Origin of the sequence: Streptomyces sp. Je 1-369 (genome assembly GCF_026810505.1) — a bacterium.
Classification (GTDB): domain Bacteria; phylum Actinomycetota; class Actinomycetes; order Streptomycetales; family Streptomycetaceae; genus Streptomyces.
The window spans coordinates 3,259,426-3,278,032 of the sequence record NZ_CP101750.1 but is presented as its reverse complement, the minus strand read 5'-3'; the positions used below and the strand labels follow the sequence as shown (position 1 = coordinate 3,278,032).

The window sequence follows — 18,607 nt, the reverse complement described above, 5'->3', positions numbered from 1 at the left end:
GTTCGCTCAACCGAGTGCGGGTGGCGTCACGGAGGCGCTGCCCGACTCGTACAAGGCGTGCGCCGCACGGAGCACCACCGGATCCGCGTGGCGTGCGGCCACCAGTTGCACGCCGATGGGCAACCCGTCGTCATCCACCCCGCAGGGCACCGTCGCCGCGGGCTGCTGCGTGAGGTTGAAGGGGTACGTGAACGGGGTCCACCCGGTCCAGCGCCGGTGCCCCGACCCCTTCGGCACCTCGACGCCCGCCTCGAACGCCGTGATCGGCAGGGTCGGCGTGACCAGCAGGTCGTACGTCGAGTGGAAGCGGCCCATGCGGCGCCCGAGGGCCATCCGGACGTCGACGGCCGCGAGGTAGTCCAGCGCGCTGTACCGCGCGCCCCGCGCGCAGATCTCCCGCAGCCCCGGGTCGAGCAATTCCCGCTGCGCGGGCGTCAGATGCCGCACGACGCACGCCGCCCCGCTGAACCACAGGGTCTGGAAGGCCTCCACCGGGTCGGTGAAGTCGGGGTCGGCCTCCTCGACGTACGCGCCCTGCGCCGCGAGCGACTCCACCGCGCGCCGCACCGCCGCCGCGACCGCTGGACGCACGGCGACCTGCCCGCCGAGGGACGGGGAGTAGGCGACACGCAGACCGTGCACGCCCCCGTCCAAGCCTTCCCCGAAACTCCCCGCCACGGGGCCCAGCTGCGACCAGTCACGGTCGTCGGGGCCCGTGATCACGTCCATCATCAGCGCCGCGTCCGCCGCGTCGCGGGTCATCGGCCCGACATGCGCGAGCGTCCCGAACGGGCTCGCGGGATACAGCGGCACCCGGCCGTACGTCGGCTTCAGCGCGAAGATCCCGCAGAACGCCGCGGGGATGCGCACCGAGCCGCCGCCGTCCGTGCCCAGCGACAGCGGGCCCGCGCCGAGCGCCACGGCGGCCGCGCTGCCCCCGCTGGAGCCACCGGACGTTCGGGACGGATCGTGCGGATTACGGGTGACGCCGCTCTGCGGCCCGTCCGTCACACCCTTCCACCCGAACTCCGGCGTCGTCGTCCGGCCGACGAACACCGCGCCGTGCTCGCGCAGCCGGGCGACCGCGGGCGCGTCCTCGTTCCACTTGCCCTCCGGTCGTACGGTCAGCGAGCCGCGCAGCGTCGGCTCGCCGCGCAGGAGGAGCAGATCCTTCACGGACACCGGGACGCCGTCCACGAGACCCTGCGGCGCGCCCCGCCGCCACCGCTCCGCACTGGCCTCGGCCTGCGACAACGCCGACTCCGCCGTGACCCGCACGAAGGCGTTCACCGCCGACTGGCTCTCCTCCGCCCGGCGCAGGGCCGCCCGGGTCGCGTCGACCGGACTGAATTCGCCCTTGCGATAGCCGTCGACGAGTTGTACAGCCGTGAGATCCGCGAGCTCGGTCATGCAGGCTCCTCAGCAGACGGGGCGTGATCGGTTGGAGCGTGATCGGTTGGAGGGGGTCATCGATCGGGAGGTGATCAATGACCTGGGACATACCCACGTTCCTTGTCGACGACGTTCGTCAGCGGCCGACCCGCCGCCCACGCCTGGAACAGCTCGACGAACTGCGCGCCCAGCGCGTCCCGCCAGCCGACCGTGTCGCCGCTCATGTGCGGGGAGACGAGCAGCCCCGGCGTCGTCCACAGGGGGCTGTCCGGGGGCAGCGGCTCGTTCTCGAACACGTCGAGGGCGGCCCCCGCGATCCACCGCTTGGACACGGCCTCGACCAAGTCGTCCTCGACCACCAGGGGGCCGCGCCCGATGTTGATGAACCGCGCGGACGGCTGCATGAAACCGAAGCGCCGGGCGTCGAACATGCCCCGCGTGTCGTCCGTGAGCGGCGCCGCGCACACCACCCAGTCGGCCCTGACCATCAGCCGGTCGAGCTCTTCCGTGGCGTGCACCCCGGGCCGCGCCGTGCGGCCCACCAGGGCCGTGAGGATGCCGAGCCCCTTCAGCGTGCGCACGATGGCCCGCCCGATGGGCCCAGAACCGATCACGCACGCGCGCGTGCCCGCGATCCGCTGGGTCTCGCGGTGGCGCCAGGAGCGTTCGCGCTGCAGCTCCAGGGTGCGCGGCAGGTCCTTGGCCATGGCGAGGACCAGCGCCGCCACGTACTCGGCGATGGGCTGGTCGAAGACGCCCCGGGCGTTCGTCACCACGGTGTCGGACGCCGCGAGTTCGGGGCACATCAGATGGTCGACGCCCGCGCTCGCGGTGTGCACCCACCGGGGCCGCGGACCCTCGCCGGGCCAGGCCCGGCGCACCGCCTCCGAGGTGAAGTCCCACACCAACAGCACATCCGCCAAGGGCAGTTGTTCGGCCAGCGTGGCTTCGTCGGCGTGCAGGATCCGGGCCTGTCCGGCCAGGCTGCCGAGGCGCGGCGGCGGGGTCGGTGGCTCGGCGTCAAGGACGAGGACGGTCGTTTCGGAAACCGACGGGACACCGTTTCGCAATGAGATTCCGCTTCCCTTGTCAGAGGTACGGCCACGCCGCGTCGACAAGTCGGCTCAACCGTCTGAGATGTGCGGATTGACCACGCTCGCACCCGAACCTACCTTCGTCAACAGAGGCACTGCTGTACCGGCTGTCCAAGAACCAGTACTCTCCGTGCAGCCGATCGCACTCGCTGTGTGGTACGCCCGCGCAGTCATCCCCGTCCCGACGTCCCGGCGCGTCGCCGGCATCGCTCGTCCCCGGCTCCGGCCGGTCCCTGAAAACACGCACGACCTTGGGGACTGCTCATGGACGTCTCTTTCCTCGGCGGACCACACCCTCAACGCGGTGTGGGTGTCGTCGCCCCTTTCGACTTCGTCCTCGACCGCGAACTGTGGCGCTGGATCCCGGACGAGGTCTCCCTCCATCTGACCCGGACGCCGTACGTGCCCGTGGAGGTCAGCCTCGACCTCGCACGCCTGGTCAGCGAGCACGAGACCCTCGCCGAGGCGGTCCGCGCACTGACCGCCGCCGAGCCCGAAGTCCTCGCGTACGCCTGTACGTCGGGCAGTTTCGTCGGCGGCACGCCCGGTGAACGCGCGATGTGCGAGGCCATGACCCGCGAGGGCGCGGTCGCCTCGGTGACCACGTCCGGCGCGCTCCTGGAAGCCCTCGACGAACTGGGCGCGCGCCGCATCGCGCTCGTCACCCCCTACACGTGGTCGGTCACGCAGTCCCTGGAGGAGTACCTGGCGGAGGCGCGGGTGTCCGTCACGGGCCGCGCCTACCTCGGCCTCACCCGGCACATCTGGAAGGTGCCCTACCGGGACGTGGCCGACATGGCGCGCCGCGCGGTCCTCGGCAGCGAGGGAGGCGTGGACTGCCTCTTCATCAGCTGCACGAACCTCCCGACGTACGACGTCATTCCGCAACTGGAAGCGGAACTGCGGATGCCGGTGATCTCGGCGAACCAGGTGACGATGTGGTCCGCACTGCGTCGGCTGGGTACCCGTGCGGTAGGGCCCTATCAGGCACTGATCGATCCGACGGCGAGGCCGGGCGCGAGTCCGCTGAACCCGCCGGCTCCGCCCCAGGGCCTGCCCGAAGTACCACCCGCAGAAGGAGGAGGCTGGACGTGACGGCACTCGGATTTCTCTACCCGGGGCACTCGGCAGAGGACGACTACCCCCGCATGGAGCAGATGCTCGGCAGCGACATCCGGCTGCAGGTCGTCCACACGGACATCGGTGAGGACGCGCACCGCGTCGACGCGCTGCTCGAGATGGGCTCGGCGGACCGGCTCGCCGCGGGCGTCGAGGAGCTGCGGCTCTCCGGCGCGGAGGCGGTGGTGTGGGCGTGCACCAGCGCCAGCTTCGTCTTCGGCTGGGAGGGCGCACACGACCAGGTGCGCAAGCTGGCCATGGCGGCAGGCCTGCCCGCCTCGTCGACGTCGTTCGCCTTCGCCCACGCCGCGCGCGAGGTGCGGGCCACGCGGGTCGCGGTCGCGGCGACGTACCCGGAGGACGTGGCGGGCCACTTCGCCGCCTTCCTGAAGGACGGCGGCGTGGAGGTCGTGGCGGCAAGGGGGAGCGGCATCATCACGGCGGCGGAGGTGGGCACGTGGGGGCGCGACGAGGTCTTCGCGCTGGCCCGCGCGGGCGACCACCCGGACGCGGAGGCGCTGCTCCTGCCGGACACGGCGCTGCACACGGCGGCGTACGTCCGCGACCTGGAGGCGGAGGTCGGCAAGCCGGTCCTGACGGCGAACCAGGTCACCCTCTGGGAGGCGCTGCGGCTGGCCGAGCGCAGGGTGAACGCGCCGGCGCTGGGCGCCCTGTTCACGAAGGAACCGCTGGTCCAGGCGCCGGTCACGGGCTGAGGAGTCACGGGCTGAGGATCAGTCTCACCACCGTTAACGTCTGGACCGATCCGGAGACGTAGTAGAGGACGATGGCGCCGTCGACCGTGGCTTCCCTGCGGTCGGGGTCGTCCCGTACGGGTGTGGAGCCGTGGCCGTACGGATCCCGGCCGATCGTGCGGGAGAGGACGGCGCGGAACGCGTCGGCGTCACCCATCTTGCCGAGGGTGTCGTCGGCGGGCGGCGCGTACGTGACGCGGTGCGCCTTGCGGTGGCGGGGGCTCACGTGGTGGACCGCCGTTCGGCCTCGTCGGAGGCGAGCCGGGCGAGGCGGGCCTCGGCTTCCGGATCGGGTACGGCCTCCAGCATCCAGTGCCGCATCACCGCGTGGATCTCGTCGACGCCCGCCGCGTTGATGGCCCGGTCGAACTCCGCGCGCCGGTGGGCCGGCAGGGCGGCGCGGATGTCGGGGAGGGTGTTGGGCACCTCGACCTCGACTCCGTCGACGAGGGTCTTCAGGGGATCAGCCATGGCCAGCACGGTAGTCGTGCGGGGGCGACGACGCGCCGAGTGCGCTGAGGTCCTGCGGGAATAAAACGGAGCCACCCTCCTGTTCCGAGTCTCCGTAGCCACGACATGACGGGCTACGGCAGGACTGGCTACACCATGACGTACGTACGCAGTGCAGGAGGCACCCAAGTGACAGTGGACCCGACCGACGACGGCATCCGCGGCGAGCGGCACGGCACCGCCCCCGTGCCCCTGTCCGTGCTCGACCTCGTCACCGTCGGCGCGGGGCGCACCGCCACCGACGCGCTGCGCACCAGCGTCGACATCGCGAAGCTGGCCGAGGCCCGCGGGTACCACCGCTACTGGGTCGCCGAGCACCACTCCATGCCGGGCGTCGCCTCGTCGTCCCCGGCCGTGATCCTGGCCCACCTCGCCGCCCACACGGAGCGCATCCGGCTGGGCTCCGGCGGCGTCATGCTGCCCAACCACGCGCCGCTCGTCATCGCCGAGCAGTTCGGCACCCTGGAGGCGATGGCCCCGGGCCGCGTCGACCTCGGCCTCGGCCGCGCCCCCGGCACGGACGGCGCCACCGCGGCCGCCCTGCGCCGTACCGAACGCCTGGGGGACGGCGCCGACGACTTCCCGCAGCAACTCGCCGAACTCATCCGCTTCCTGGACGACGACTTCCCCGACGGCCACCCCTACAGCCGCATCCACGCCGTCCCCGGCCCCGTGCAGGCGACCTCGCCCGGCGGCGTCCAGTCCCCGCACCGCCCGCCGGTCTGGCTGCTCGGCTCCTCCGGCTTCAGCGCCCGCCTCGCCGGCGCCCTCGGCCTGCCGTTCGCCTTCGCGCACCACTTCTCCGCGCAGAACACGATCCCGGCGCTCGACCTCTACCGCGAGTCGTTCAAGCCCTCCGCGCTCCTCGACGCCCCGTACGCCGTCATCGGCGTCTCGGCCCTCGCGACCGACGACGAGAAGGAGGCCCGCCGCCAGGTCATGGCCGCCGCCCTGAACATGGTCCGCCTGCGCACCGGCCGCCCCGGCCTGGTCCCCACCCCCGAGGAGGCGGAAGCACACCAGTTCACGGAGATGGAGCGGGACTTCATCACGTCCTGGAACGCGAACGTCGTCCACGGCACCCCCGACCAGGTCCGCACCGGCCTCGACGACCTCGCCAAGCGCACAGGCGCCGACGAACTCATGCTCACGGCCAACGCCCACAGCAGCGAGGCCCGCCTGCACAGCTACGACCTGATCGCGAGCGCATACGGGCTGCCGGAGGCGTAGCGGCGCGCCTCAGGCGGCCCTCTCCAGCAGTCCTCAGGCCGCCCCCTCCAGCAGTAGGGAGATACGATCCGCCGCGACCGGGCGGGAGTAGAGCCAGCCCTGGCCCGTGTCGCAGCCGATGCTGCGCAGGCGGGTGGCCTGGGCTGCTGTTTCCACGCATTCGGCCGTCACCGTCAGGCCCAGGCGGTGGGCGAGTTGGATCATCGCTTCGACGATGACCTCGTCGGCGGGGTTGGTGCGCTCCTCGCCCTCCTCGTACTGGAATCCCCGTACGAAGGAGCCGTCCAGTTTGAGGACGGAGACGGGGAGGCGGCTGAGGTAGGCCAGGTTCGAGTAGCCCGTGCCGAAGTCGTCGATGGCGATGCGCACGCCCATGTCGCTCAGCGCCTGCAGCGCCTGGAGGGGGCGGCCCGCCGAACCCATCACGGCCGACTCGGTGAGCTCGAGCTGGAGGAGGCGGGCCGGGAGGCCGGTCTCGGCGAGGATCTCCGCGACGTCCGCGACCAGGTCCGAGTCCCAGACCTGGCGCACCGCCACGTTGACGCTGACGAAGACCGGCTCCCGCTCGGGGTGCTCCAGCTGCCAGCGCCGGGCCTGGAGACAGGAGCTCCGCAGCACCCAGCGGCCCAGCTGCACGATCGAACCGTCCTCCTCGGCCAGTCCGATGAACCGATTCGGCGTCAGGAGCCCGAACTGCGGATGCTGCCACCGGACCAGGGCCTCGACCCCGTGCAGGCCCTCGTCGTCGAGCCCCACCAGCGGCTGGTACTCCAGGACGAACTCGCCCCGCTCGACCGCGGGCCGCAGTGAGCTGGACAGGGCCTGCCGAGTCATGCGGTGGGCGTTGCGCTCGGGGTCGAACAGCGTCCAGCGGGCCTTGCCGTCCGTCTTCGCCCAGTACAGCGTCGTGTCGGCGGCCTGCATGAACCCCGTCGTCGTGGTGCCCGCGGCGCGCCGCTCCACGACACCGATGGACGCGGAGACGGAGAGGCGCTGCCCCGACAGGTCGAACGGTTCCTGCAAGGCCTTCAGCGTCGTGTCGGCGAGCTCGGCCAGCTGGTCCGTACCGGTGGAGTCCTCGACGAGCAGCGCGAACTCGTCGCCGCCGAGCCGCGCGACCAGCGGCGCCGACGCCCTGCCGTACCCGGCCCGGTCGGCGCAGCGCGTGAGCCGCTCCCCGACGGCGGCGAGCAGCCGGTCGCCGACGCGGTGGCCGAGGGTGTCGTTGACCGCCTTGAACCCGTCGAGGTCGAGGTAGCAGAGCCCGATGCGGCCGGTGCTCGTGTCGTCGTACGTCCCCGCCTCCAGCGCCGTCGCGAGGCGCTCGAAGAACAGGTTCCGGTTGGGCAGCCGGGTCACCGGGTCGTGCATCTGCACGTGGCGCAGCCGGGCCTGCAGTTCGCGGCGCGCGCTGATGTCGGACGCGGCGAGCAGGACCGCCCCGCCCGCGTCCCGGTCGGCGGGCTCCGGCATCGGCGAGACCGTGATCTGCACCCACAGGGAGTGTCCGTCGGGGTGCTTCAGGCGCCGCGTGCAGCGCAGCTTGGCCTGCCTGCCGCGCAGCACCTCGCGGTACGCGTGCCAGGTGCGGGCGTCCGATGCCAGATCGATCAGGTCGGCGGCGACGCACCCGGTGAGCGCGCCGGGGGCCGCGCCGAACAGGGCGGCCAGGGCGTCGTTGGCGCTGATGACGAGGCCCTCGCCGTCGACGACAGCGAGAGCCAGGGGCGCGGCCGCGAAGGCGCCGCGGTAGTCGGACGCGTCGCGGGGGTCGGGCGCGTCGGCCCGGCGACGCTCCGTGACGTCGGTACGGGTTCGGTCGGGCGCTGTGACCGTGGAGGCGGGCCCTTCGGACGTTCCGTTCACCGCTTGCTCCCGCAGTGCAGTTTGTTGCCGAACAGGTCTCGTCGGGCGGCGTGCAGGTGGCGGGCGGCGATGGGGGGACCGGGCCCGCGCAGGAAAGTGTGCCGATCATAGAGGCTGGCCAGAGGCCCGTTCCAGCCGTATCACCGCTCCGGGCGGGGCGCACCGCCCTCGGCAGATCGTTTCTGCTCGGCCCTGAACTGGTTCCGATGCGACCCGATCGCTTGTGACGTTCCGTGAGCGGTCGGGGTGTCGCGCCCTTGTCCCGTACTCACTCGGAAGGGCCAGACAAACAGGGCGAACTTCAACAGATCATCACAAGGTGGGTGGGGTGTCCCGCATTCCGCACCCGGAGGTCGACGTGCCGCGTCAGCTCCCCCCTTGGGGACTCACCCGTGGAGGGGAGAATTCCCGCCTGCGCAGCACCGCCGCCTTCGTCACCTCACTGACCGCCCTGGCCGCCACCTCACTGGTCGCGGGCCCCGCGATCGCCGAGTCCACCGCGGGACCGTGCGCCCTGCGCCGCACCACCGCGCACCACTCGGAGGGCCTCGACACCTGGAACACCGCCTACCCGCGCCCGGCCAGAACCCTGAACGCGGTGATGGTGTTCCTGTCCTTTCCCGACTCCCCGCCGCAGACCACCCCGGACGAGCTGACCGCCGACTACTTCCCCGCCACCAGCCAGTTCTTCGAACGCGCCTCGTACGGCAAGTTCGCGCTGCGCCCCCACCCGCGCCGCGAGTGGGTCGAGATGCCGCACGACTCACTCTCGTACGCCATACAGCGCGACTGGAACCCCAAGCGCCGCGCCGCCTACCTGCGCGACGCGGTGACGGCCGCCGATCCACATGTCGACTTCTCCCGGTACGACGTCGTGTACTTCGTCGCCGACCCGGACGCGCCCGGCGTCGACTCGGACGCCACGAAGGTGGTCAACTTCGACCGGCCGATAAGGGCCGACGGCACGGACATCCGGCGCATCGTCACCGTCTTCGAACGGCACCCGCCGGACCGCAACGTCCTGGCCCACGAGACGGGCCACGTCTTCGACCTCCCCGACCTCTACCACCGCCCCACCGACGGCAAGGGCGACTGGGACACCCACGTCGGCGACTGGGACCTCATGGGCAGCCAGTTCGGGCTCGCCCCCGACCTCTTCGGCTGGCACAAGTGGAAGCTGGGCTGGCTGGAGCCGCGGCAGGTGCGGTGCGTGGGCGCGGGCACGGAACGCCTCACCCTGGAACCACTGGCGGCCCCCCTCGCGCCGGGCGCCCTCGGCGGCACCCGGCTCGCGGTGCTCCGCACGGGCCGCGACACGGTGCTCGCCCTGGAGGCACGCGGCTCCGTGGGCAACGACCGTGCGACGTGCACGGAGGGCGTACTCGTCTACGAGGTGCGGAACGGGACGGCGTCGGGCGGCGGCCCCGTCGAGGTCGTCGACGCCCACCCGGATACCGAGGCCTGCTGGGGCGACTCGGTGTATCCGCAGCTGGCGGACGCGCCGGTGCGGACGGGGGAGAGCTTCACGGTGCCGGACCGTGACGTGCGGGTGGAGGTGGCGGGGCGGACGGCGTCGGGGTCGTGGACGGTGCAGGTGACGAGGGGCTGAGCCCCCCCGTGTGCACGTCTCCACGTACTCTCCACGTACGCGAGAAGCCCCCCGCTTCCGCGAGGGGCTTCTCACCGTCTGTGCGCCGCCAGGGACTCGAACCCCGGACCCGCTGATTAAGAGTCAGCTGCTCTAACCAACTGAGCTAGCGGCGCCTGCTGACGTCGTAGACCTTAGCACTCTGATCGCCACCAGGAAAAATCGATATACGCACGGCGGACGACGCCGCGGAGCGGGCCGCGCGGACGCAGGCCCAGAGGACGACCTCGGGTCCAGGGAGCCAGGGGTGCCGGGTGCCGGGGGCGACCAGCCAGCGGCTTTCCAGGCGGTCACAGGGTGCGGGGGCGGTGAGCGGGGGCACGGTCACCGCGTCGCCCGTGCCGTGACAGAGCACCGGCGGGGCCTCCGCGCCGCCGCCCCATTCCTCCCACTCCAGGAGGGAGGGCAGGCGCTGCGCGGTGCCGGGGGCGGCGAAGAGCAGGACGCGGCCTCGGTGCGCGGCGACGGGGCCCGAGCCGGGGCCCTCGTCCCATAACCGGTCGAGCATCCGCCGGCCGAAGACGGCGGGGACGCTCACCACGTCGAACGCGGAGCCGCAGGGGAGGACGGCGGGGGCGTTGGGCCGGCTGCGCCAGTGGGTGAGGGCGCTCCGCGGATACGTTTCGGCGGAGGCGAGCCAGGCGGCTCCCTCGGCGGTGACGCCGTCGCAGGAGTCGTGGGCGGGCCCGGTGGGGGACGGGGCGCCGGGGATGGGGGACGGGGTGATGTGGAGGGATGCACTGCTCATGGCAGGTACGTCTACCGGCGGTGGGGGTTCCATTTCCGGGGGTTGCCGGAAACGGGGACGGCGGGGGGTGAGGTCGGGTACCTTGCCCCCTCGGCATATGCCAGGTGTGCCCGTCGTCCCCTTCCCCTACGGGCGCTCGGCGCCGCCCCGCAGCAGACCCCGCCCGAACTCGACCATCTTCTTCGCGTAGTCCTCGGTCCACTCCGCGCGCTCGGCGATCAGGGCGGGCGTCAGCCGGTCGAAGCGGCGGGGGTCGGCGAGCTGGGCGGCCGCGATGGCCTGGAACTCGACGGACCGGTCCGTGGCGGCGCGGAACGCGTGCGTCAGCTCGGTGGCGCGGTCGAGCAGCTCACGCGGATCCTCTATCGACTCCAGGTCGAAGAAGTGCTCCGGATCGGCACCGGCCTCCGCGGGTTCGAAGAGCAGGGGCGCCGGGCGCATGCGCTGCTCGGTCCGGGGCCGCTCGGGCTCCGCCATGGTTGTTCCTCCTCGTACGGTGCGTTGCCGGCCGTCTCCTATTGTCCCTTGCCGCACAAGGGGGCGAAGGGCCGCGGACACAGGCCCTAGGGTCGCCAGGCCACCCGGTGTTCCGCCAGGCGGGACAGGACCGCGTGGTTGGCCTCCCAGCCGTCCGGGAACTTGACCGTGACGCCCAGCTGGACCGGCTCCGTGGACGGGTGGTCGTCGAGGAGCGTGGTGACGCCCGCGCGGCAGACCACGATGCACGCGTGGCGGTGCCGGGACGCCAGGACGCAGAGGCGGCCCGTCTCCAGGTGGAACGCCGTCGCGTCGGGGCGGCCCGAGAGCGGGTGCAGGACGACCGTCACGTCGTACTCCCGGCCCTGGAGACGGTTGGCCGTGTCCACCGTGACGTCCAGGACGCCCAGGTCCGCCAGCGCGGCGCGGACCGCCGCCGCCTGGTCGCGGTGGGCCGTGCCGACCGCGATCCGGTCCGCGGTGAGGGGCGTGGGGTCGGGGCCGCGCTCCGACGTCGCCGCGCCGCCCCGGTCCAGGAGGCGGCGGACCACCCGGGCCAGCGCACGCACCGCCTCCGGGTCCGTGCGTGGCGTGTTGCGCGCGGGGAGCTCGAGCAGACCCCAGCCCGCCTCCGCCGCCTCGTCGATCACCCGGTCCGGTCCCGACCCGTCCGACTCCACCGCGAAGCGGAGGGACCGGTCCCCGTGGCCCGTTCCGCTGCGGAACGGCGTGTACGGGTAGAACGCGTCCGAGACCAGCGGCGCCGCCGACGCGGGCAGCCGCCAGGACACCGGCAGGCGGTGCTGCGGCAGGTCGGGGTTGTGGGCGAGGAGCGTGGCCACCGCGGAGGCCGACGGATCGTAGGACAACCCCGCCCACTGCTCCGCGCCGACGATCGAGAACGGGTCCAACTGCCCCGGGTCGCCCACGAACAGCGCCCGCTCGAAGAGCCCCGCCACGGCGAGCAGCGCGTCCGACCGCATCTGGTACGCCTCGTCGACGATCGCGTGCCCCCACGGCGCGTCGAGCTGGTCGACCTTGACGTGCGCCCACTTCGCGGCCGTGGAGATGACGACGTCGAGACCGGCGAGGTCACCCGCCTTCGTCGACGTGCGGACGTTCGCCAGGTCGTCGAGCGCCTTGTCGTACGGATCGGGGTCGCTGCTGTGCAACCGGCCCACGGGAAGCTCGGGGTCCTTCTCGGCGAGCCGCAGGACGAGGTCGTCGACCTGCGCGTTCGTCTGCGCGATGACCATCAGTGGGCGGCCCGCCGCGGCCAGCTCACGGGCCGCGCGGACCACGAGCGTCGACTTGCCCGCGCCGGGCGGCGAGTCGACCACGACGCCGCGGTGCGTGCCGTGCAGCGTGTCGTGGAGGATCGCCTCCGTGGCGCGCGCGGCCTCGGCGCCGGGGTCGAAGGAGGCGCCCGCGGGCGGGGCGAGCTGCATCACAGGGTGTCCTCCGCGGTCACGGGGTCGGGGCTCTCTGCGGTGGCCGCGTTGCCGGCGGGTGGCCCGCCGTGCGTCCACGGCGTCTCCTCGGGGTCGGGCAGCTTGGGGCCGCCGCGCTGCTCGTGCTCGAAGAGCGTCCAGCAGATCCGGTCGCCCTTGCCGGGCACGGACCCCGGCTCGGGCTCCTTGCCGCGGCCCATCTTGTCGGTGATCCGCAGCACGACGGTGTCCTTGCCGCCCTCGCCCTCGCCCTCGTACGCCACGAACTCCGCGGTCTGCGGCTTGCCGCCCAGCGCGCGGTACACCTTCGTGCGCTCGCCGAGGTGCGGGTGGTCGTCCGTGCGGACGGTGACGAGGGGCCGCGGCCGCGGGCTCTTCGCCTCGCTGTACGCCATGACGACCTCCGTCACCTCGCCGACGAAGGCCTCCCCCGCGAGGCGGCGGCCCGCCATCACCAGCGGGTCGTCGAGGGCCTCCTGCGCGTCCAGGCGGGCCTGCTCACGCTCGCGCGTGGCCAGCTTGTTGGCCGCGGTGACCGCGTCGTCGACGCGCGGCTGCGGCGGTTCCCCGGCCGTGACGCGGTCGCGGTGCGCGGTGAACGACCAGCGGTCGCGGGTCCACCGGTCCGCGGCGTGCGGGGCCTCGGGCAGCGTGCACAGGGCGTCGAGGCCGCGCCACACCGCGTCCCAGGTGGGGCGGGTCCTGCTCTCGATCAGGGCGTGGATCTCCCGCTCGGCGGCGGTCAGCAGCGCCAGCCGCTCGTCGGCCTGGACGCCGTCCTCGGCGGCCGCGAGGGCGCTGCGCGCGCGGTCGTACCGCTCCATGGCCGGGGCCAGCAGGTCGTTGTCGAACGCCGGGTCCGTGGCAGGGCCCGCGGGCGGGCACAACAGCTGTCCGGCCGCGTCGCGGCCCAGCTCGGCGCGGAGCGCGGCCTCGGCGCCGGACGTGCCCTCCGGGGCCTCGATCCAGGCGAGCAGGGCGCCGAGGTGCTGGTCCTCCAGGCTGGACTGGCCCGTCGCCCAGTGCCGGGACAGCAGCTCGGTCATGGCGGTGAGCAGGGAAGACCCGGGGACGCGGGCGCGCTCCCCGAAGTGCGTCAGCCAGCGGCCGAGGAGGGGGACCCGGGGCGGCGCGGGATACGGCGCCTCGGGGTCCTGCTCCGCGGTGCGCCGAAAGCGCGTGGAGCGGCCGAGGAGCCGGACGAAGTCGATGCCCGCGCGACTCGGCACGATCAGCTGCGGGGCGTCCGCGCAGAGCTCGACCTCGACCTTGACGCGCTTGCCCGTCTCCGGGTCGGTCTCGTTGCGCTCGGCGGCCTCGACGTCCTCGCCGTACGCGTCGACGTACGGCAGGACGATCTCGGCGAGCTGCGCCAGGAACGCGAAGCGCAGGTCGCGGTCGCGGGGCTGGGGCACGACGAGGAGCCGCGGGGAGGTCCGCTCCGTCCCGACGAGTGCGCCGAGCGGCGCGCCCGCCTCACCTGCGGTGGTCAGGGGGACAAGGACCAGAGGGCGCTGCGAGATGTGCCGGTGCCGCACGGTCGCCCGCGGCTGGGCGCGGCCGGTGGTGACCGCCTCCAGCCGGGCGAGACTGTCGATCAGCGACACGGTTGCCCCTCTTTCGTCGGCGGAGTCGCCGGAGTCGCCGGAGCCAGTGGAGTCGCCGGAGTCGCCGGAGTCAGCGGATCGTGCGGGTCCGCCCCGCCGTCGCGCGAACCCACCCCCGCGAGCGCCTCCTCGCGCAGCCCCGCCGCCCTGCGCAGCGTGGCCACCGCCGGGTCGTCCGGATCGCCCGCCTCGCCGCGCGCCGCCGCGAGGACGTCGCCGATGGACGTCAGGCCGCCCAGCTCGCCGCGGATCGCGCGGCCCAGGGACGTCACCTCGCCCTCCTGGCGGGCCCGCGCCCGGCAGTGGAAGGCCAGCTCGCAGGCGGCCAGGCACTCGGGGGCGTACGTCGCGGGAACCGACTCGACCGCCGCCGTCAGCTCCGCCGCGGGGCGCCGCACGTCGAACGTCGTGCCCTCCGGGAGCTCCGCGGCGATGTCCTCGACGCGGGTGAGGCGGGCCAGCTGGCGCCGGGTCACCGACAGCTGCTTGCGGACGTCGACCGCGGAGGCCGACGGCAGGTTCGAGAAGTCCTTCGGGCAGACGAGCAGGACGTGGTGGCGCACCAGGGGCGCCGGGTCCATGCGCGCGGCGACCTGCTCCAGCGCCAGCGCGTACACCGCGGACTGCCGCGCCGCCCCGCCGACCTTCGCCGCGTCCGCCGAGCCGTCGATCATCGGGAACGACTTGATCTCGACGACCGTCCAGCCGCCGTCCGGATGGACCACCACCGCGTCCGGCTCAAGGAACGCGGGCGTCCCCGCGACGTCGAGCGCCAGCATCGGGTGGTCCAGGAGAGTCCAGCCGCCCGACGCGGTCGCCTCCCGCAGCGCGAGCGCGGTCCGCGCGGCGCGCCCCTCGGGGCCCGCCGCCGACAGATCGGGCACGGCGGCCTCACCCGGCACCGGCTCGGGCCCGCCGCCCAGCTTCCCGTGCGTCAGACGCAGCAGCTCGGCGCCGCCGTCGGCCTTGACCCGCGCCTCGAAGGCGTTGCCCCGCATGAACGCGAACTGGGACTGCCCGAAGCCGGAGGGCGCACCCAGCGACTCCGCGAGCGCCGTCTTGTCCACGCCGGCGCCGTCGAGCAGCGCACGGCGTTGGCACCCGGGGTTGGCGGCGAGGGCGGCCAGCGCCCGCGCGTCCAGGGGACGTGCGGGCAGATCCGGCCCCCGCAGCTCAGTGAGCCGGTGCCGGAGCGCCGTCCCCCGAGACGTCGGCCGGGTGTCCTGCCCCGGTTGGGCGGGCACTCGACTCGGCGCCTTGGGGGGCACTCTGCTTGCGCTGTCGGGGAATTCGCTCACCTGTCGAAGTCTGGCATCCGGCACCGACAATCGAGGACTCCGTGGCGGAAGGGGCCTCGGGGCTCTGCAGGAAGCGTGCCCGCAGGCGGTTCATCGTGGGCTCCGTGAGCCGCTGCACGGGCCGCACGAGCAGCAGTCCGACACCCATCACGGCGGCGCCCGCGAGCGCGTCGAAGAAGTAGTGGTTGGCGGTGCCCATCACCACGATCGTCGTGATCAGCGGGTAGCCGACGGCGGCGACCTTGGAGAGCGGGGAACGCCCGCACCGCCACAGCATCACGCCGCACCACAGCGCCCACCCGACGTGCAGGCTGGGCATCGCCGCGTACTGGTTGGTCATCCCGCCGAGGCCGCGCGGCGCGCTCGCCTCGCCGCCCCACCAGCCGAAGTCGCTGTACTGCGCCATCGTGTCGACGAAGCCGTACCCCTTGCTGAGCAGCCGGGGCGGACAGGTCGGCAGGAGCGTGAAGCCGATCAGGCCGATCATGGTGGAGATCATCAGCCACGCGCGTGCGGCCCGGTAGTGCACCGCGCGGCTGCGGAACAGCCAGACGAGCACGGCGGGCGTGACGAGGTAGTGCAGCGAGGCGTACCAGAAGTCCGCGGGGACACCGATCCAGGCGTTGGCGGTGAACAGGCGGTTCAGCGGGCTCTCCGCGTTGAGACGCAGGAACTGCTCGGCCTTGAGGATCCCCACACCGTGGTCGATGGCGCTTGCGACATCGCCTCGCACGATCAGCCGGCCCGCTGAGTACGCGGCGTACACCAGCACGATCAGCGGCAGCTCGGTCCACCAGCGGAGCCGGTGCCCGGTTATGCCCGTGGTGCCCGGCATGTCGGTCTTCGGCATCCGGTAGGTCCCCCATCGTCTCTGTTCATGCGGCATATACCGCGGCCTCACTTTACGGCGCACGCCAGGGTGGTCGAGGCATCCCCCGGTCGTCTTAGACGCAGAGATCGGCGACCGGGTTGCCAGGCGGGGCCGGTCGGCTGCCGCGGGTGGGTGATGATGGAGGGGGCAGTCGCCCGCTGTCCGTAAATAGCATCAAAAGTGTCACCGGCGTCCGTGGCCGGAACGGCATGTGTACGACTTGGAGAGATCCCCATGGCACCCCGCATCCTGCTGGCCAGGCATGGACAGACGGAGTGGTCGCTGTCCGGGAAGCACACCGGCAGGACCGACATCCCCCTCCTCGAAGAGGGCCGGCGCGGCGCGAAGCTCCTGGGGGAGCGGCTGCACCGTGCGCCCTACGACGGCCTACCGGATGTCGAAGTGCGCACGAGTCCGCTGTCCCGCGCGCGGGAGACCTGCGAGATCGCCGGTTTCGGTGACCGCGCCACCCCGTGGGACGCGCTCATGGAGTTCGACTACGGCCAGTACGACGGGATGACGCCCGCCGACATCCAGGCGGTCCGCCCCGGCTGGTTCATCTGGCGCGACGGCGTGCCGGAGGGCGAGACGCTCACGCAGGTCTCCGCGCGCGCGGACGAGGTCGTGGAGTGGGCCAGGAGCGCCGACCGCGACGTCCTGGTCTTCGCGCACGGCCACATCCTGCGGGTCATCGGAGCGCGCTGGCTCGGCTTCGGCATCGAGTTCGCCGCCCGCATCCGCCTCAACCCGACGTCCCTCTCGGTCCTGGGCTGGGCCTATGGAGAGCCCGCGATCGAGGCGTGGAACGAGACGGGCCACCTGGCGTAGACGGGTCACCCCACGACACGGGGTCACCCCACGACAGGGGGTCACCCCACGACACGGGGTCACCCCGCGCCCCGCAGGCCCGCGTGCTGCTCCAGGAACTCGCTCACCCCGGTGGCGCTGCGGTGCGGCAGGAGCAGCCGCGCCGTCGTCGCGAGCATCGACTGGATGCGTGAGGACTGCACCTCGCCGAGGAGCGCGAGGACCCGCAGCCCCGCCTCCGCCGACTCGTCGGGACGGCCCGAGCGGGCCAGGTCGTCGGCGAGCTCCGCGGTGTACAGCGCGATGTTCCGGGTGAACTGCGGGGTCTGCGAGGACGCGACGGACGAGGCGAGCCGGGCGTGTCCCGCGGCCCGCCCCCACTCGCCGAGCGCCGACCAGCACTGCGCCTCGAGGCCCGCGAGCTCGGCCGGGCCGTAGAAGCTCATCCACTCCGGATCGTCGTCCCCGGCGCCCCGGTCGAAGAGGCCGTGGGCGCGGGACAGCGCCTGCTCGCACCCCGCGCGGTCGCCGAGCCCCGCCCAGCCCCCCGCCTCGCGCAGTGCGACGAGGGAGCTCAGCCGGTGCGAGCCGAGGTGGCGGGCGGCACGGGTGGCCGCCTGCGCGGCCCGTACCGCCTCCCTCGGGCGCCCCGCGTCGCGTGCGAGGAAGGCGGTGTTGCAGAAGGCGTGTGCCTCCAGGGCGGCGTCACCGTAGACGCGGGCCGTCGCGAGGGCCTCGGCGTAGTGCGAGCGGGCGTCGTCGATGCGGCCCGAGTCGTGCGCGAGCCAGCCGACGGAGATCGCCAGTTCCCCGGCGCCCGCGTGCAGCCGGTCCGAGGTGGTCTGCCGGGTCGTCGTCCCCGCGTCGAGCAGGGCGTACGCGGCGCGCAGGGGCGCGGCCGCGCGCCGGTAGAGCCCGCCGGCGCCGTGCCGGTCGTCGAGCAGCCTGATCCTGCGTACGGCCTCCTCGACCGCGTGGACCTCTGCCTCGCCGACCCGTCGGCCGTGCCGTGCGGCCGCCTCCGCCGGGTCGCCGAGGGTGAGGCCGATGGGCCCCAGGGCCGCGGCCACGGTGGCCGTCGAGCCGGTCATGAACGCGCGACGCCGCACGTCGCTCTCCTCGTGGGTCTGGACCGCGTACTGCTGGGACTGTGGGGGCTGCTGGGGCTGCGGGGCCCGGTGAGGCTCCGGCTCTGCGCGTGCCCCCCTTCCGCGCACCAGGGCGCGGGGGGCGAACCCGAGGTCCGCCAGGGTCCGGCCGGGGAACATGTGCAGGAACACCCGCTCGTAGGCGTAGTTGGGGCAGCGGATCTCGCCCGCCTCCACGCGCCCCACGTAGCGCGCGTCGCAGCTGACACGCTCGCCGATCTCGCGGGCGGCGCGCCGGACCGCCGCCGCGAACTCGCCTGGCGAGCGCTGTCCGCGGAGCTGCCGGAAAACAAGGTTCGGTCGTGGGGACTGAGTTGACGATGTCATCGGTGACGACGCCATGGCCGGACCCTCTCGTGCGGATCGTGCCGGATCGTGCCGGATGGTGCACGCTCGCGCACGGGCACGCCGCGCCCGCGCACGGGATTACTCGCGGGCTGCCCCTGTTCCGGCGGAGCACGAACGTACCCTCTGTGACGGGACCACCACGCAGGGTTTGACTACAAATCGGATATCTCGCCCGCGATCCGCCATGATCTGCCATCCTTTGCGGCGGCGCGCCGCAGTGCCCGTCGACGTCTCGCCG

At 73.1% G+C, this 18,607-nt stretch carries 17 protein-coding genes and 1 tRNA gene; 5 read left to right on the top strand and 13 right to left on the bottom strand.

The genetic code is table 11. From position 1 onward, the window contains the following. Positions 1-6 precede the first annotated feature (6 nt). On the bottom strand, positions 7-1,410 hold the full coding sequence (locus NOO62_RS14870; protein ID WP_268771370.1) for an amidase: 1,404 nt from the start codon (positions 1,408-1,410) through the stop codon (positions 7-9). A gap of 74 nt (positions 1,411-1,484) precedes the next feature. After that, complete coding sequence (locus tag NOO62_RS14865) at positions 1,485-2,462, bottom strand: D-2-hydroxyacid dehydrogenase (RefSeq protein WP_268771369.1); 978 nt, start codon at positions 2,460-2,462, stop codon at positions 1,485-1,487. Positions 2,463-2,750: 288 nt separating this feature from the next. Here NOO62_RS14865 and NOO62_RS14860 point away from each other — a divergent pair, with 288 nt between their 5' ends. Both NOO62_RS14860 and NOO62_RS14855 read left to right on the top strand, forming a co-directional pair. Next, on the top strand, positions 2,751-3,581 hold the full coding sequence (locus NOO62_RS14860; RefSeq protein WP_268771368.1) for a decarboxylase: 831 nt from the start codon (positions 2,751-2,753) through the stop codon (positions 3,579-3,581). After that, positions 3,578-4,321 carry a decarboxylase gene (locus tag NOO62_RS14855; RefSeq protein ID WP_268771367.1) on the top strand — a complete coding sequence of 248 codons (744 nt, stop codon included), beginning with the start codon at positions 3,578-3,580 and terminating at the stop codon, positions 4,319-4,321. Before NOO62_RS14860 ends, NOO62_RS14855 begins: the two co-directional genes overlap by 4 nt. Before the next feature lie 4 nt (positions 4,322-4,325). On the opposite strand, the gene NOO62_RS14850 is transcribed toward NOO62_RS14855, so the two are convergent. Then, positions 4,326-4,517 (bottom strand): hypothetical protein, encoded by a 192-nt coding sequence (locus tag NOO62_RS14850; RefSeq protein ID WP_268775624.1) that lies wholly within the window; start codon positions 4,515-4,517, stop codon positions 4,326-4,328. A 65-nt stretch (positions 4,518-4,582) separates the two neighbouring features. Continuing rightward, complete coding sequence (locus NOO62_RS14845) at positions 4,583-4,831, bottom strand: hypothetical protein (RefSeq protein WP_268771366.1); 249 nt, start codon at positions 4,829-4,831, stop codon at positions 4,583-4,585. Between the two features lie 135 nt (positions 4,832-4,966). On the opposite strand from NOO62_RS14845, the gene NOO62_RS14840 reads away from it, so the two are divergent. Next, positions 4,967-6,100 carry an LLM class flavin-dependent oxidoreductase gene (locus NOO62_RS14840; RefSeq protein WP_414930826.1) on the top strand — a complete coding sequence of 378 codons (1,134 nt, stop codon included), beginning with the start codon at positions 4,967-4,969 and terminating at the stop codon, positions 6,098-6,100. A gap of 33 nt (positions 6,101-6,133) precedes the next feature. Here the strand turns inward: NOO62_RS14840 and NOO62_RS14835 are convergent, their stop codons facing one another. Beyond that, positions 6,134-7,966: a putative bifunctional diguanylate cyclase/phosphodiesterase gene (locus tag NOO62_RS14835; RefSeq protein WP_268771365.1), complete on the bottom strand. Its 1,833-nt coding sequence runs from the start codon at positions 7,964-7,966 to the stop codon at positions 6,134-6,136. A 328-nt stretch (positions 7,967-8,294) separates the two neighbouring features. Between NOO62_RS14835 and NOO62_RS14830 the strand changes: the two genes are divergently transcribed. After that, the gene (locus NOO62_RS14830; RefSeq protein WP_268771364.1) at positions 8,295-9,575 is read left to right on the top strand and encodes a M6 family metalloprotease domain-containing protein; all 1,281 of its coding nucleotides are present in this window, start codon (positions 8,295-8,297) and stop codon (positions 9,573-9,575) included. Positions 9,576-9,656: 81 nt separating this feature from the next. On the opposite strand, the gene NOO62_RS14825 is transcribed toward NOO62_RS14830, so the two are convergent. From NOO62_RS14825 to NOO62_RS14795, 7 genes are all read right to left on the bottom strand, one after another. Then, positions 9,657-9,730 (bottom strand) — tRNA-Lys (locus NOO62_RS14825). Then, positions 9,721-10,362 (bottom strand): bifunctional DNA primase/polymerase, encoded by a 642-nt coding sequence (locus NOO62_RS14820; RefSeq protein ID WP_268771363.1) that lies wholly within the window; start codon positions 10,360-10,362, stop codon positions 9,721-9,723. Before NOO62_RS14820 ends, NOO62_RS14825 begins: the two co-directional genes overlap by 10 nt. Before the next feature lie 126 nt (positions 10,363-10,488). After that, positions 10,489-10,839 carry a hypothetical protein gene (locus NOO62_RS14815; RefSeq protein ID WP_268771362.1) on the bottom strand — a complete coding sequence of 117 codons (351 nt, stop codon included), beginning with the start codon at positions 10,837-10,839 and terminating at the stop codon, positions 10,489-10,491. Positions 10,840-10,925: 86 nt separating this feature from the next. Beyond that, positions 10,926-12,287, bottom strand: a complete 1,362-nt coding sequence (locus tag NOO62_RS14810) for an AAA domain-containing protein (RefSeq protein ID WP_268771361.1) — start codon at positions 12,285-12,287, stop codon at positions 10,926-10,928. Next, the gene (locus NOO62_RS14805) at positions 12,287-13,897 is read right to left on the bottom strand and encodes a hypothetical protein (protein ID WP_268771360.1); all 1,611 of its coding nucleotides are present in this window, start codon (positions 13,895-13,897) and stop codon (positions 12,287-12,289) included. Before NOO62_RS14805 ends, NOO62_RS14810 begins: the two co-directional genes overlap by 1 nt. Beyond that, positions 13,888-15,141 (bottom strand): hypothetical protein, encoded by a 1,254-nt coding sequence (locus tag NOO62_RS14800; RefSeq protein ID WP_268771359.1) that lies wholly within the window; start codon positions 15,139-15,141, stop codon positions 13,888-13,890. Before NOO62_RS14800 ends, NOO62_RS14805 begins: the two co-directional genes overlap by 10 nt. Beyond that, positions 15,071-16,045, bottom strand: a complete 975-nt coding sequence (locus NOO62_RS14795; RefSeq protein ID WP_268771358.1) for a phosphatase PAP2 family protein — start codon at positions 16,043-16,045, stop codon at positions 15,071-15,073. Before NOO62_RS14795 ends, NOO62_RS14800 begins: the two co-directional genes overlap by 71 nt. Positions 16,046-16,300: 255 nt before the next feature. On the opposite strand from NOO62_RS14795, the gene NOO62_RS14790 reads away from it, so the two are divergent. Then, positions 16,301-16,894 (top strand): histidine phosphatase family protein, encoded by a 594-nt coding sequence (locus tag NOO62_RS14790; protein WP_268771357.1) that lies wholly within the window; start codon positions 16,301-16,303, stop codon positions 16,892-16,894. A 59-nt stretch (positions 16,895-16,953) separates the two neighbouring features. Here NOO62_RS14790 and NOO62_RS14785 read toward each other — a convergent pair whose 3' ends face one another. Further along, positions 16,954-18,363, bottom strand: a complete 1,410-nt coding sequence (locus NOO62_RS14785; protein ID WP_268771356.1) for a hypothetical protein — start codon at positions 18,361-18,363, stop codon at positions 16,954-16,956. Between the last annotated feature and the right edge of the window lie 244 nt (positions 18,364-18,607).

What these genes read in the sequence shown, in the direction of transcription:
- NOO62_RS14870 (WP_268771370.1), bottom strand. Translation starts at nt 1,410, where the DNA reads ATGACCGAGCTCGCGGATCTCACGGCTGTACAACTCGTCGACGGCTAT.
- NOO62_RS14840 (WP_414930826.1), top strand. Translation starts at nt 4,967, where the DNA reads ATGACGTACGTACGCAGTGCAGGAGGCACCCAAGTGACAGTGGACCCG.
- NOO62_RS14820 (WP_268771363.1), bottom strand. Translation starts at nt 10,362, where the DNA reads ATGAGCAGTGCATCCCTCCACATCACCCCGTCCCCCATCCCCGGCGCC.
- NOO62_RS14860 (WP_268771368.1), top strand. Translation starts at nt 2,751, where the DNA reads ATGGACGTCTCTTTCCTCGGCGGACCACACCCTCAACGCGGTGTGGGT.
- NOO62_RS14790 (WP_268771357.1), top strand. Translation starts at nt 16,301, where the DNA reads ATGGCACCCCGCATCCTGCTGGCCAGGCATGGACAGACGGAGTGGTCG.
- NOO62_RS14850 (WP_268775624.1), bottom strand. Translation starts at nt 4,517, where the DNA reads ATGGGTGACGCCGACGCGTTCCGCGCCGTCCTCTCCCGCACGATCGGC.
- NOO62_RS14785 (WP_268771356.1), bottom strand. Translation starts at nt 18,363, where the DNA reads ATGGCGTCGTCACCGATGACATCGTCAACTCAGTCCCCACGACCGAAC.
- NOO62_RS14815 (WP_268771362.1), bottom strand. Translation starts at nt 10,839, where the DNA reads ATGGCGGAGCCCGAGCGGCCCCGGACCGAGCAGCGCATGCGCCCGGCG.
- NOO62_RS14810 (WP_268771361.1), bottom strand. Translation starts at nt 12,287, where the DNA reads ATGCAGCTCGCCCCGCCCGCGGGCGCCTCCTTCGACCCCGGCGCCGAG.
- NOO62_RS14845 (WP_268771366.1), bottom strand. Translation starts at nt 4,831, where the DNA reads ATGGCTGATCCCCTGAAGACCCTCGTCGACGGAGTCGAGGTCGAGGTG.
- NOO62_RS14795 (WP_268771358.1), bottom strand. Translation starts at nt 16,045, where the DNA reads ATGCCGAAGACCGACATGCCGGGCACCACGGGCATAACCGGGCACCGG.